Annotated in this window: 11 protein-coding genes and 2 riboswitches; of the genes, 8 read left to right on the top strand and 3 right to left on the bottom strand. The window is 28.0% G+C overall.

What is annotated here, in order from left to right; genetic code table 11:
• Positions 1–47 precede the first annotated feature (47 nt).
• A complete protein-coding gene (locus tag Q3223_RS00610; RefSeq protein ID WP_407811450.1) occupies positions 48–587 on the bottom strand; it encodes a prolyl-tRNA synthetase associated domain-containing protein in 540 nt (179 codons plus the stop codon).
• A gap of 544 nt (positions 588–1,131) precedes the next feature.
• On the opposite strand from Q3223_RS00610, the gene Q3223_RS00605 reads away from it, so the two are divergent.
• The 5 genes from Q3223_RS00605 (at position 1,132) to Q3223_RS00585 (ending at position 9,598) form a co-directional block, all read left to right on the top strand.
• Positions 1,132–2,226 carry a polysaccharide deacetylase family protein gene (locus Q3223_RS00605; RefSeq protein WP_407811449.1) on the top strand — a complete coding sequence of 365 codons (1,095 nt, stop codon included), beginning with the start codon at positions 1,132–1,134 and terminating at the stop codon, positions 2,224–2,226.
• A gap of 77 nt (positions 2,227–2,303) precedes the next feature.
• On the top strand, positions 2,304–3,923 hold the full coding sequence (locus Q3223_RS00600; protein ID WP_407811448.1) for an alpha/beta hydrolase family protein: 1,620 nt from the start codon (positions 2,304–2,306) through the stop codon (positions 3,921–3,923).
• 225 nt (positions 3,924–4,148) lie between these two features.
• Positions 4,149–5,327, top strand: a complete 1,179-nt coding sequence (locus tag Q3223_RS00595) for a cation diffusion facilitator family transporter (protein WP_054271403.1) — start codon at positions 4,149–4,151, stop codon at positions 5,325–5,327.
• A 125-nt stretch (positions 5,328–5,452) separates the two neighbouring features.
• A riboswitch (cyclic di-GMP riboswitch) is annotated at positions 5,453–5,538 on the top strand.
• Positions 5,539–5,650: 112 nt separating this feature from the next.
• Positions 5,651–8,566 (top strand): SrtB-anchored collagen-binding adhesin, encoded by a 2,916-nt coding sequence (locus Q3223_RS00590; protein WP_407811447.1) that lies wholly within the window; start codon positions 5,651–5,653, stop codon positions 8,564–8,566.
• Positions 8,567–8,750: 184 nt separating this feature from the next.
• Positions 8,751–8,836: riboswitch (cyclic di-GMP riboswitch) on the top strand.
• 99 nt (positions 8,837–8,935) lie between these two features.
• On the top strand, positions 8,936–9,598 hold the full coding sequence (locus Q3223_RS00585) for an anthrax toxin lethal factor-related metalloendopeptidase (RefSeq protein ID WP_407811446.1): 663 nt from the start codon (positions 8,936–8,938) through the stop codon (positions 9,596–9,598).
• Positions 9,599–9,715: 117 nt separating this feature from the next.
• Here the strand turns inward: Q3223_RS00585 and Q3223_RS00580 are convergent, their stop codons facing one another.
• The gene (locus tag Q3223_RS00580; RefSeq protein WP_054271400.1) at positions 9,716–10,678 is read right to left on the bottom strand and encodes a DMT family transporter; all 963 of its coding nucleotides are present in this window, start codon (positions 10,676–10,678) and stop codon (positions 9,716–9,718) included.
• 166 nt (positions 10,679–10,844) lie between these two features.
• The gene (locus Q3223_RS00575) at positions 10,845–12,035 is read right to left on the bottom strand and encodes a pyridoxal phosphate-dependent aminotransferase (RefSeq protein ID WP_167639998.1); all 1,191 of its coding nucleotides are present in this window, start codon (positions 12,033–12,035) and stop codon (positions 10,845–10,847) included.
• Between the two features lie 304 nt (positions 12,036–12,339).
• Between Q3223_RS00575 and bilQ the strand changes: the two genes are divergently transcribed.
• The 3 genes from bilQ to bilS all read left to right on the top strand — a co-directional run bounded on the left by bilQ (position 12,340) and on the right by bilS (position 14,506).
• Positions 12,340–12,786, top strand: coding sequence for a bilirubin utilization transcriptional regulator BilQ (gene bilQ / locus Q3223_RS00570; protein ID WP_054271398.1), 447 nt, complete (start codon positions 12,340–12,342; stop codon positions 12,784–12,786).
• A gap of 1 nt (position 12,787) precedes the next feature.
• Positions 12,788–13,882, top strand: coding sequence for a bilirubin reductase (bilR, locus tag Q3223_RS00565; protein ID WP_407811445.1), 1,095 nt, complete (start codon positions 12,788–12,790; stop codon positions 13,880–13,882).
• Positions 13,883–13,972: 90 nt separating this feature from the next.
• Positions 13,973–14,506 (top strand): flavodoxin family protein BilS, encoded by a 534-nt coding sequence (gene bilS, locus Q3223_RS00560; RefSeq protein WP_407811444.1) that lies wholly within the window; start codon positions 13,973–13,975, stop codon positions 14,504–14,506.
• The last annotated feature ends 240 nt before the right edge of the window (positions 14,507–14,746 follow it).

The following is a 14,746-nucleotide window of genomic DNA, read 5'->3' as shown; positions in this document are numbered from 1 at the left end:
GCGGTTTTGTGTTTTATACAAGTATCTTTCTTTAATGTTTCTTTATATTACAATTCAATTATAGATGGTGTATGACATACAAAAGGTAAAAAATCGTGAATGACTTGATTTGTTTTAATTTTCATATAACTAGTAGTAGTCCCATCACTACATCCATACCATTCTTCATTGACAACATCCTTATCAAAAACAATTTGTATACTATTATCATTGTCAAGTATAGCACTGAAAATAGTAGCTGCGCCAATTTTAGTACCTAACATCTTTTCCATCAATTCAGCAGGAGCAAAAGAAACTCTAGATACTCCTAATGCATTGCTAAAATTAGCTGACTTAAAGGGTTTATCACCTGGCATAATAAATAGATAAAAAGCTGTTTTTTGTCTATTGCAAAGAAATAGAGTCTTTACCATCTTCATATCTAATTTTTTATCAATCTGAACACAATCCTCCATTGTAATTGCTTCATCTGTGTCAACACGTTCAAATTCAATATTCAAATTTTGTAATATTTTATATACCTCTTTTTGTAATGGAGTATCAAATTTAATAGGTGCTTCTGTATAAATATCACTTACAAAAAACATGATTTATTTCATTCCTTTCCGTTTAAAATCCTATGTGCATAGTGTATCATAAGGTTATAAATTATAAAAGCGAATGTTTATCATATAAAATATGATAAAATCAAATGGATGTGAGATATACATAGTATGGATATGAATATTCAAAAATATATGACATTTGTTAAGACTTCCAACACTTCCAGAGTTTGAGACTATTTTTTTAGAACAAGATAAATTATCAGAATAAAATATAAAAACAATTAGTTGAAAAAATACTTATAAAAAGATACTTATTCAGAATTTTAAATTAAAATATATTATAAATAAAAATCATATTATAAATAATACTTGGGAAAAATAATACCATAATTCTAAATAGTATGTACAAAACTTGATATAAATGTATTAACTTGTTTATAAATACAAATTTAGATTAATGTTACTATTAATATAGTGTATAGTGATAAACAAATTAAACATAATAAATAAAAAGAATGTAAGTAATAGACTTTTATTTTAATATAATAAGCTTTATTATTTATAATCATGTTGAAGGAGAAATATTATGAAAAATTTGTTTATAATATTATCTATAGTTATAATTATGTCCATCAGTAATTTTTCATATGCTTTTTATGATACAAATTTAGAATATGAAAAAAATAATTCAAAAATAAGTGAAAATACAAGTAAATATTATGAAGGTAAAATTGAACATGTATTTGTACATCCATTAATCGTATATCCAGAAATGGCATTTGATGGTGATTATGAATCTAAAACATTTTCTAAATGGTTTGTTACTACAAAAGAATTTAAAAAAATATTGGATAACTTATATCAAAGGAACTTTATACTTGTATCATACAAAGATGTATATGAGGAAAAAGAAGTTGGTGGTAAGAAGTTAACAGTAAGAAAAAAATTATTGTTACCAGAAGGAAAAAAACCAATTATTATATCTATAGATGATATAAATTATAATCAATATATGTTAGGTAATGGAATAACAGAAAAAATTGTCCTAGATAGAAATAATGAGTTAGCAGGATATATTAAAAAACCAAATGGTAAATATCTTATTAGTACAGAAACAGAAATGGTTCCTTTAATTGAAGATTTTGTAAAACTACATCCTGATTTTTCTCATAATAATGCAAAGGGAGTTTTAGCAGTAACTGGATTTGAAGGTATTTTGGGTTATAGAATTCAAAGAGATTATCCAAATAGAAATGAAGAATTAAAACAATGTAAGAGAGTAGTCTATAAGCTAAAAGAAAATGGATGGGAATTTGCTAGCCATAGTTATGGACACCCAAATCTCAAAAAAATTTCTCTAGAAAAGCTTAGAGATGATACTATTAAATGGGAAAGAGAAGTTCAATCAGTCGTTGGAAAAACAAAAATATATATACCTCCATATGGTGAGTTTCCTAATGAGTCATCTAAAGGGTTGGAGTATCTTCAGTCAAAAGGATTTACGATTTTTGCAGGTGTAGGTCCAATATCATATGAAAAAATTTATAAGGATAAAAATTTAGTTATTACTGATAGAAGAAACATAGATGGTATTACTCTACTAAATAAGAAAGAAAAATTTTTAGATTTATACAATGCAGATAAGGTTATAGATTATAATGCTAGAAAGGTTAATAAATAAGTATGAAGGTAGAAAGAAAGTTTACTAGAAATCTAATAAATAGTATTTAAACAGATATGATAGAAAGGAATAAATTTATGAAATCGAAAAAATGGATTAGTATGATTTTATCTATAGCAGTAATAAGTGCTCTTTTTGTAGGTTGTACAAGTAATTCTAATTCTAGTGTAGTTTCAAATGAAAAAATAACATATGAGATAAAGTCAACAAAAAATAATGACAACGAAATTGAATCTAATAAATTTAGTTTGGGAACATCAGAAATGGTTGTAAGGGGGAAGACCATACCTTTTAAGATAGAAGGTATAATATCAGCTCCTAAAGATATAAAAGAAAAAGCACCTATAGTGTTAATTTTTCATGGGCAACATGGAGATGGAGAAAATGATTTTGAAAATGGATTTAAATATCTTACTGAAGATTTAGCTAAAAATGGTATTATAGGGGTGTCTATTGATACTTCAGTAAACTATACTTTTCAGTATGGAGAACCTGTAGAAAATGAGAGAATAACATATCTGACTCAAGCTTATATAAAAGCTTTTCAAGATGCATATGATGGCAGTAAAAATGGATTTGGAATATATCTTAAAGACAAAGTTGATTTAGATAATATTGGCCTTATAGGTCATTCTGTAGCTGGTTCTGGGGTATTAAAAATAGCACAAGACCAAATACAAAAAGGATTTAAAGGGATAAAAGGAATTATATCACTTACACCAGCCTATAATAGTCCAATAGAGAAGTTTCCAGATGTACCAACAGCAATAATAGTATCAGAGTATGATGGAGATGTTATCCATAGTGGGGATGATGTTTTTTATGATATATCCTTGGATAAAAATAGAAAAAGTCCACTAGGACTAACTTATTTAGTAGGTGGAAATCACAATGCATATAACTCAGTTTTAGGAGAAAAAGAATTTTCTCCACCACGAGATACAGATGGCACTTATCCTGAAAAATTAGGAAAAGAAGAACATAGAGAGTTCTTTTCTAATTATGCAGTTGACTATATGAAATCTATTTTTGATTTTGATGATAGTGAATCTCCTATTTTTAGTAAAAATGGATTGCCATCTAAAATGTATGGGTATCAGACATTAAATAAAGTTAAATATAGCGGTTCTTTAGAATTATTCAACAAAAAGTCATTTGAAAATATAGACTCAAGTAATGTTGATACAAAAGAGTTAGTTGAGTCAGAACGATTAGATAAAGATACTGCAAAACTTTTTAGTAATATAAGCTCAAGTGAAAATTTAGATTTATTGCAAGTTGATTGGAAATCTAAAGATGGAAAAATAGAATTGCCCTTAAATAATAAAAATTTAAAAGATTATTCTGCATTAAAATTTAGATGGGCGTTAAATTCTCCTAGTGAGTTAAATAGTAAAGATAAAATAGTTTCATTTAAACTTAGCTTAGTCGATTCTAAAGGAAAAGAAAGTAGTGTAACTTTGGATAATGATAAAGTGTCTGCTATGAAGTATTTTGAGGGTAAAGCTGTGAGAGACGAATATGTAGAAGGTAAATTTATGGAGTTTTGGTCAAGGTATACTCCAATAAGTGATACAATAATACCTATTGATAAGTTTAAAAATATAGATTTATCTAATATAAAGGGTGTTAAAATTGAATTTGAAAATCCAGAAACAGGTTCGATTATGTTAAATAAAATAGTTGGTATAAAATAGTAATACAAGTCCTAGATGAAATTATAAAATATCTAGGACTAGTTTTATTAGAAGTCAATAATTTAATCTAAGAATACATTGCATCTATAATAAATGTATAAAATTAGTAATATCTTATTGATATATATGAACTTTTAAGAATTTTATAGACGAATTATGTTATCATAAATAAAGATATAAATTCTAAAATTTGTCAGTAAAACAGAAGACAAGGAGGTAAATTTTATGTTTTCAAAAATCCTGGTCAAAACATTTATCAAAGATAGTGAGAACGTTCAAAATAAAGATGTTAGAAATAAGTATGGATATGTAGCTGGAGTAGTGGGTATATTATCTAATTTACTTTTATTTGTAGTAAAGGTGTCTATAGGTATGCTTACATCAAGTATAGCTATAATGGCTGATGCATTTAACAATCTTTCTGATATGGCATCCTCAGCGATAACTATGATAGGTTTTAAATTAGCAAGTAAGCCAGCTGATAAAGAGCATCCTTTTGGACATGGAAGAATAGAATATTTATCGGCGTTAATTGTGGCGTTCATGGTAATGTTGGTAGGACTTCAATTTATAAAGTCGTCTGTGGAAAGGATAGTAAATCCAGTACCTATAAAATTTGAAGTAATACCACTTATACTTTTAATTGCATCTATAATGATTAAAATTTGGTTAAGTAAATTTAATAAATTTATGGGAAATAAAATTGACTCCTCAGCCTTAAAAGCAGTTTCACTTGATGCTTTAGGAGATGTATTTACATCGAGTTGCGTAGTTATATCATTTGTCATAGCTAGATTTACTAGTTTACCTATAGATGGATATGTTGGTATTGTAGTATCACTAGTAATACTTTATGCTGGATTTTCTCTTGTAAAAGATACTATAAATCCTCTTCTAGGAGAAGCACCAGATGAAGAAATGGTAAAATCTATTATAGAATCATTATTATCTTATGAACATATTATAGGTACACATGATTTAATAATTCATAACTATGGAGTTGGACGATGTATAGCATCTATACATGCAGAAATTCCATCAAATATAGATATAATGGAGATTCATGAAATTATAGATAATGCTGAGAGAGAAATATCTGAAAAATTAGATATGTATTTAGTAATTCATATGGACCCTATATGTCTCGAAGATGAAGAAGTTATGTCAGCAAAAAAAGAACTTGAAGAAATACTTAAGAAAAATAGTCTTGTAAAATCTATGCATGATTTCAGAATAGTTGGAAAGGGAAGTAAGAAAAATTTAGTGTTTGATATAGTAGTTAATCCTTCTGAATTCTCTAAGAATATGTCAGAGGAAGAATTAAAAGAAGATATAACTAAATTGGTTAAGGAGATGAATCCTGAATATAATTGTGTAATTGTTGTAGATAAGGATTTTATTTAATGATTAATTAAAATTATTGTAAGGAAAAAAATGTAAAATATATAGACAGGAAGATGTTGGCATAATATAATATAGATATGTAATTGTATCTAGTATGAATATAGCAATTTTAATTGTTTTTTATAAAATATTATAGAGATGTTGATGTATGTTCTATCATTGGGCACCTTATGGACATACTGAGTCAGTGGTGCAACCGGCTATGGATATAAATTTATTTATTTTCATGGCTTTTTTTATATAATTTTTTGCTTAGAATTAATTTTAATGGGATATAAATAGAAGTTTATAAATTATAGATAGCGTAGAGGGGAGAAATCTATATGGGGAAGAAGAATAAAAAGGCATTATTAATAAGTTTAATTATGATTTTAAGTATGGTAGTATCTACAATCTATCCAACCTTATCTTATGCTTCAGAATTAGGAGATAACAGTCAGATTCAAAATAATTCAACTAGTTCATCAAGTGGAGAAGAGAAGCCATCAGATAACAAAAAACCAGAGCAGACTCCAGAAGGAGAGAAGCCATCAGACAACAAAAAACCAGAGCAGACTCCAGAAGAGGAGAAGCCATCAGACAACAAAAAACCAGAGCAGACTCCAGAAGAGGAGAAGCCATCAGACAACAAAAAACCAGAGCAGATTCCAGAAGAGGAGAAGCCATCAGACAACAAAAAACCAGAACAGACTCCAGAAGGAGAGAAGCCATCAGATAACAAAAAACCAGAGCAGACTCCAGAAGAGGAAAAGCCACTAGATAATAAAAATATAGAGCAGACTCCAAAAGAAGAAAAGCTGCTAGAAGATGAGAATTTGCTGAAAACGTTAGAAGAAGAACTTAATGAAGAGAATGAAGATTATGGATTTATTATAAAAATTAATAATAGTACAATAGAAACTGAATCAATGAAAAAGATATCATTTAATTTAACTTATACTCCAACATCAAAGGGAATACAAGCAGGTGATTCAATAACTTTCAAGGTGCCAGATGTATTTAATAAAGTTAATTTAGATTATACAAGTGAATGTTTCGACAAAACAGAAAGTAATGGAGAATATACACTTACATTTAGAGAACTTCCTAATGGTCAAAGTGTAATGCAAGGAAAAATAGGTCTAGAAGCATACGTTAAAAGGGTTGATGAAGAGACAAATACAAAAATTCATATTGAGACTACTGGAAAAATAGAAAGTGGAAGTGGAGATGTGGATGTAGAAATAAAGCCTGGAGATAAAGGCGAGGAAGAAGAGTCTAAAGGAACACTTAAGAAACTTGTTGAAGGAAAAAAATCAACTACAGTATTTATGCCAGTTAAAAATAAAGATATAAATTATAGCATACTAGTAAATGAGAAACAGGAAGAATTGAAAGATATTACTTTGTATGATGAGCTTCCTGAAGGATTGACACTAGTAAATGATTCTGTAAGTGTAGTAACAAGTGATGGGAAAGAAGTAAGTGATTTTAATATTGAACAAAGTGCAAATTCTATATCAGTTAATTTTGGAAATATAGATAAAGCATATACTGTTAAATACAAAGCTAGAATTAGTGATGAAAATGCAAAACATGATAATAAATATAAAAATGTAGCTAGGATAGAATCTGATGGTAAGAAGGTACAAGAAGATGATGCTACTGTAAGTATCTTTGATAGAGGTAGCGATTATCTTTTGACTAAAGGGCATTCAGGAGTAACAAATATTACTCAAGTTGGCCAAGTAATAAACTATCAGATTTCAGTAAATGATGATAAGTCGCCAATAAGTAATGTTGTTATAACAGATAATATACCAGAGGGTATGAGATTAACTACAGCAGGAGAAGCTGGACATGATTTTAGAGTAGTAGAAATTCCAATGAATGGTAACTGGACTCCTTGGAGTAAAGAAAAAATCGCAAACAATATTTCATATAAAATAGAAGAGAAAAGAAATGAAAGCGGTCAAGTAGATAAAGTTATAACTGGATTTACGATTAATCTTAGTAAAGAAGAAGTAGAATCAAAGTTTTATATAGCTTATACATTAAAGGTTATTAGTATTGAAGATAGTTATACAAATAGAGCTGTTCTTGATGCAAATAACAGTCAAGTTGATAAAAGCGATGAGATAAGTTTTAAGAAAAACTCTGGATTAATAAGTGCAAAAAAAGAAGTTGATAAAAAAGTTTTAAATAACAATGATAGTCAAATTGTTAAATACAAAATAAATATGTCAACTTATGGAGTTTATGATGCAGGGCAAGTAAATCTTTTAGATGAAGTAAACCCAGCTCTAAAAATATCTAATATAAAATATTCTGATAACCTTGAGCTTAAAAAAGAAGCTGGAGATGGAGAAAATACTATAAGATTAGTGAATAAATATGAATTTAAGCAGATAAAAGAAGGCGAACCTGTACAAAGTTGGGTTACATTCGATGCAGATTTTACAGATGTAAAAGTTGGAGAGACTATACAAAATGTAGCTCAGATTAATGGCTCAAGTCCTCCTGGAGTAGAAACTACTAAGCAAGGTTATGCTTTTGAAGCTAAAAAAGTAGATTCTTTAGATAAAAAGGCACTTTCAGGTGCTAAGTTTAATTTAGAAGATGTATATGGAAATGTAGTAGTTAAAGATTTAGTTAGTGATGAAGATGGTATAATTCAGTCTAGTGTAAAAAAACCAGGAACATATTATTTAGTGGAAATAATAGCTCCAAGTGGATATGAAAAACTAAAGGATAAAGTCAAAGTTAATATTGATAAGAAAGATATTGGTAGTATTGTGGATATTGGAAATATAGAAAATATAAAACAAGAAAATCCACCAGTAAATCCACCAACACCACCGAATCCAGATAAACCAGTAGTAAATCCACCAGTACCACCAAACACAGATAAACCAAAAAAACCATCAAAACCATCTGACACAGATGAAATAGTAGTAAATCCACCAGTACCACCATCAGATGAGGTAGTAAATCCTCCAATACCAGAGGTAGTAAATCCACCAATACCACCATCAGATGAGGTAATAGAAAATCCTGTTAAACCAATTGTTCCAATACCAGAAGTAGTAAAACCATCAGTATCAGAAGAAAAGAATAATAAAGTGAAAGATGACGCTGTAGTAAATCCTCCAGTACCACCAAAGACAGGAGATAACACTACAATTACTGGAGAAATACTATTAGGTCTAGGAGCTATTGTGGGACTTATTATATTAAGAAGAAACAAAAACACAAATTAGACCCTAACATTATTAAAATATAAGTAATATTAAAAAATATCTTCTAAAACAATATTTAAGAGTGAAAATATTGTTAGAAGATATTTTTTTTTGAAAAATTATGTAAAAAAATAATAATGTTTTAGAAAAAAAATCCAAAAAACTATAGACAATTAGAAATATATAAGCTATAATATAAATATAAAATTAAATGAGGCAAAACTAGGGAAACCTAGTCACGCAAAGCTATAGGGGCTAAAGTTTAGTAAACTACGCCAGCCAGTTGCCGAAAAGAGTAAAAATTTCTTTTTGTATATACAAAGATACTCTTGGGTATCTTTTTTATTTTGAAATTTATTACTCCCGGCCTAACTCAAAGGAGGGAATAATATGAAAACAAGTAAAAAGTTATTAATCGCTATAATGTCAATATTCTTAATAAGTTCAGTTCCAGTAAGTGCACATGCAGATAATGTAAATGTACAAAAAAATAAAGAAACACTTAATCAAATAGTGGTTCTTCCAGCTGGAAATTACAATAAAAATGAAGCTAACGCTATGGTAAGTAGATTAGCAAATATAGATGGAAAATATTTAAGTGCTTTAAAACAAGATAATTTAAAAATAAAATTATTAAGTGGAAAGTTAACAGATGAAAAAGAATACGCTTATTTAAAAGGTGTAGTTCCTAAGGGTTGGGAAGGCACTGGAAAAACTTGGGATGATGTTCCTGGTTTAGGTGGAAGTTCAGTAGCTCTTAGAATAGGATTTAGTAACAAAGGTAAAGGTCATGATGCAATAAACTTAGAATTACATGAAACAGCACATGCAGTAGACCATATAGCATTAAATGATATTTCTAAATCACCACAATTTAAACAAATATTTGCTAAAGAAGGACGTTCTTTAGGTAATGTAAATTACTTAGGTGTATATCCAGAAGAATTCTTCGCAGAAGCATTTGCATATTATTATTTAAATCAAGATACAAATAGTAAATTAAAAGCAGCTTGTCCACAAACTTATAGTTTTTTACAAAACTTAGCTAAATAGAGAATTTAAAAAATTTAAAATAAATATAAAAGAGATGCTATTATGATAGCATCTCTTTTATATTTCGTTTAAGACTAATAAATTTGTCTTATGTATATTATGATAGATTATAAGTTACTACTCCTTATACAAGGCTTCAACGTGCTTATTATGTGCTTGAGTAATTATCGTAGGTATAATAGAAATTATTGAACCAATTACTATCAACAAAATTCCTATAATCATGTTAATGGGGATAATTTCTTTAAGTATTAATAATGCTAGTATTGGAGAGATTACTGGCTTAAAGAAGAATACTAAAGACGTAAGACTAGTAGATGTAGCCTCCATTGCCATAAAGTAAAGTGCATAACCAACACCTGTGACGAATACAAATACATAAATCATAATAGGCATATTGTGTAAAGTATAGCCACTAAAAATAGGGATATTTGCAAATACATGGAGTTTATTTTTATTTAAAATATCTGTTATAAAATTAATTTTAGTAAGCAAAACTAATATTAACATTTCTAAACTTCCAAATATAAAACTAAAGCAAGTTACAACTATCCCACCAAATTTTAACGTTTTCCTTTTACCAAATACAGTATACATTGAAAAAATGATAGCAGAAGATAATGTCAGGAATATTCCACTAAGAGTTAATTTTGTATGCAATGGATTTATGATAACTATAATTCCAAGCACTTCTAATATAAGTGAAATTACATTGTGCCTATATATTTTTTCCTTTAAAATTAAGTAAGCTAAAAGCATTACAAATACTGGATTACAACTAAACAAAACAGCAACTACAGATGCTTTTGTGTTTAGAACAGCCAGCTGGTACAATGACATACTCACAACTACACACATAAAACCTAGAAATGCAAAGTATTTTAGGTCTGATTTTGTAATAGAAAGATTAAGAGATTTTAATCTTTTTATGGCAAAAGGTAGTAAGACTAAACCACCAACAAAAAATCTTGATAAAGTTATTTGTAAGGGATTAAAGTCATTAGTAACAGTTTTTAGACTAATTTCCATTGAACTAAAAAATAGGGTAGTCAGTATGATATAAACATAACCTTTTTTCAAGTCAAACACCTCCTTGTAATTTATATTAGTACTATAGATTACAATATTCAAGTATATTGGTATAATATGGTATATAAAATATAGTACATAAAATTATAAACTACCTTAGTATAGAATACTTAGATTCTAAACTAAGGTAGTTAATTATTTGAATTACCTTATTTAATTATTTTAAATTATAAAGTTTAGCTAATTTTTCAAATGCTGGCAAAGAGCTTTTAACTTTGTCATAAGACACACAATATGATACTCTAAAGTGGCCTGGACAACCAAAAGAAGAACCTGGTACTAATAATAAATTAAACTGTTTTGCATCATTGCAGAATTTTTTATCATCTTCAATTGGAGCTTTTGGGAATAAATAGAATGTACCACTAGGTTTAACACAAGAAAATCCCATATCTATTAAGCTATTATATAAAAGGTCAAAATTCTTTTTATAAATATTTACATCAACCTCAGCATCTAAACTTCTTGCAATAACTCTTTGGAAAAGAGAAGGAGCATTTACAAATCCAAGTATTCTATTTGCAACATTTAATGAAGACATAACATCATCAAAATCATCCATTTGTCCATTAGCAACGATATATCCAATACGTTCACCAGGTAGAGATAATGATTTACTATAAGAGTATCCTATAAATGAATTTCTATAGTATTTTAGTACACAAGGTACTTTAGCACCATCATAAATTATTTCTCTATATGGTTCATCAGAGATTAGATATATGTTTGTATTTAATTCTTTTTGCTTTGAGTCTAATAGTTCTCCAAGGTCTTTTAATAATTCTTCAGAATAGATAACACCAGTAGGATTATTTGGAGTGTTTATTATTAAAGCTCTTGTTTTTGAAGTAATGGCATTTTTCAACGCATCTAAATCTGGTTCAAAAGTTTCTATATTTGTAGGTACTTCTATTAATTTTCCATCATAGTTCTCTGTATAGTTTTTATACTCACCAAAATATGGAGCAAAAGCAATAACTTCATCATCAGGATTCAAAAGAGTTTTTAAAATAATATTTAGACCACCAGCAGCACCACAAGTCATAATTAAATTTTCTCTTGTAAGGTTTAACCCGTCTTTTTTATTTATATGTTCAGCAATAGCATCTCTTACATCTTCATATCCTGAATTATTCATGTATCCATGAACTAGATTTGGAGATTCTTCATTTAAAATATCATTTATAACTGCTTTAATAGTTTCTGGAGGTTCAACACTTGGATTTCCTATACTAAAATCAAAAACATTTTCTTCTCCATAAATATCAGAAAGTTTTTTTCCTTCTTCAAACATAGCTCTTATAACAGAGCTATTTGCAACTAAAGTTTGCATTTTATTAGATATCATATGTAACACTCCTTTTTATAGATTTATATTGCCTATGTATATAGTACCATATTTTTACAGAATTTAGACAATTTTCGAAAAATTATTTGTTTGAAAATATAAACTTTTATATAAAATATATTTATGTGTGCTAAGTATTAAAAATTCCAGTTTCAACTTAATCATAATTATTTAGCAAAAGAGTTTTATAAAAAATTAATAAAAGTTATGTTAATAAAGTAAAATATTCTTGACTAGATTAATTGTTTAATATAATATAGTTGATATAGTCAAATAAATTGAAATTATAGAGGGGAAATTTAAGATGGATTTTAGGAATTTACAGTATGAAAGTTTATCGTATGTTATATGTAATTTACAAAAAAACTTTAAACTTTATTGTGAGAAATGTTTAAAGCCATACAAACTTACGAATGGTTTGTATTTCTATTTAATTTATATCAATAAGAATAGAAACTGCTCTTTGAATGATATTTCAACAGAATTTGAAGTTGACAAAGCGCATACAACAAGAACTATATCTAGATTAGAGCAAGATGGATACATAGAAAAAATCCAAAATCCCAATGACAGCAGAGCTTTTCAGCTGAGAGTAACAGATAAGGGTGAGGAAGTCTTAGGAGATATAAAAAATATATTTTCAAAATGGGATAATAATATAAAAAAAGAATTTTCGGATGAAGAGTATAGAGAATTAGTTAAGAAATTACATATAGTAAAGGATATAAAGACAACAGTGGAGGAAGAATAGGATGTATTGCAATCTTTTAAAGCCAATTAAAATTGGAAATTTGGAATTAAAAAATAGAGTATCATTTGCACCTACAAGTATGAGTCTTAAATTTGAAGAAAAAATTAAAAAACTTTGTGATATTGCCAAATCAGGTGTAGCTCTGATTACTTTGGGAGATGTATCTGTTAGACCTAGCTTTCATAAGATGGCTTTGAGTTTATCAGATGAAGAAGGAGTAATGAAGTATAAGAAAATTGTGGATGAAATACACAATTCTGGTGCAAAGGTATCTGCACAGTTGTTTTGTTCAGATTATGATATTAATTTAATTAAAGATACTATGAAGACAGGAATTACTTCACATGATGATATTAAAAGAATAATGAGTGATGGAGTAAAAGATTACATAACAAATATGTCAAAAGAAGAAATTAAGAATATTATAGATTTGTTTAAAGTAGCAGCATTGAATGCAAAAAAAGCTGGTTTTGATATGATTCAGATTCATGGAGATAGATTGATAGGAAGTTTTTCTTCAAGTATATTTAATAATAGAAACGATGAATATGGTGGGACATGTGATAATAGAAGTAGACTTGCAAGTGAGATAATCAGGAGTATACGAAATGAGATTAAGGATATTCCAATAGACTACAAACTTGCAATAAGACAAGAAAGCCCTCATTATGGTAATGCAGGAGTGCTACTTTCAGAGGTTGAGTATTTTGTGAAGAAATTTGAATCATCAGGCGTAAATAGTTTTCATGTAACACTTGCAAATCATTCAAAATTAGAAGATACTATACCAACTAAGAATCATCCTTATTTTAAAGATGAAGGATGTTTTTTATATTTGACTGATGAAGTGAAAAAACACACAAATCTTCCAGTGTGTGGAGTTGGAAAATTATCTAGTCCAGATTTTATAGAAAATATTATTTTAAATGACAGGGTAGATATGGTTTCTATGTCAAGACAATTATTGGCAGATAGTAAGTGGTTACAAAAAGTAAAAGATGGAAGAGTCGAGGATATTAAAAAATGCTGTTATTGCAATAAGAAATGTGCAGATGCATTACAAACACGTTCCCAGTTTGGATGTATATTAGATTAGACTATGTTTATAGAAATTAAAAAACATATTCATAATTAATATGTTTTCGCTAAGATGAGATAAGTGTATAGATAAAGAGGAGGATATATCATGAAAAGTTTAATTTTATATTCAAGTTTAACTGGAAATACTAAAAAAATTGCTTATTCTATATATGATGTAATACAAGGAGAAAAAGACATTAAAAACATAAGTGAATTAGTTGATGATAGTATTAACTATGAAAATTATGATATAGTATTCCTAGGGTATTGGGTGGATAAAGGAATTTGTGATAAAAATTCAAAACAGGTACTTGAAAATATTCATAACAAAAAGATAGCTCTATTTGGAACAATGGGAGCTAGTACAAAGGGAAGTTATGGTGCTAGTATTATAGAAAAGGTTGAATCAATCGTTTCAAAAGATAATGAAAACTTAGGTTCATTTATATGCCAAGGGAAGATAGCAAAAGAGTTAAAAGTAAAATATGAAGAGCTGTTAAAGCTTCATCCTGAGAATGAGCATATTCGTGAACAGTTAAATAATGATGAAGAGTCTCAAAGTCATCCAGATGAGCAAGAGATAAGTGAAGCTATCATATTTGCAAAAGATGTGATGAGTAAGGTTAATACTATTATGTAATAGTTACACTCTAAGTTTATAGAATCTATAGTCTAATAAAAAAGCATGGCAAATGATTTGTTATGCTTTTTTTTATGAAATAAAAAAAATAATAAAAGTACTTGACTGTAAACCTTGTTTATAGAGTACTTTATAGAAAATAATATAGTTTTAAATATAGAAAAATAGAGTATTGTATGAAAATTTATAGTAGATAAGGAACTTGCTTTTAAGATATCATAAATACTTCTACATAAAAAA

The organism is Clostridioides sp. GD02367 (assembly GCF_045900275.1).
GTDB lineage: Bacteria > Bacillota > Clostridia > Peptostreptococcales > Peptostreptococcaceae > Clostridioides > Clostridioides difficile_A.
Note: the sequence above shows the minus strand (reverse complement) of the source record. Positions and strands in the feature narration are given on the sequence as shown.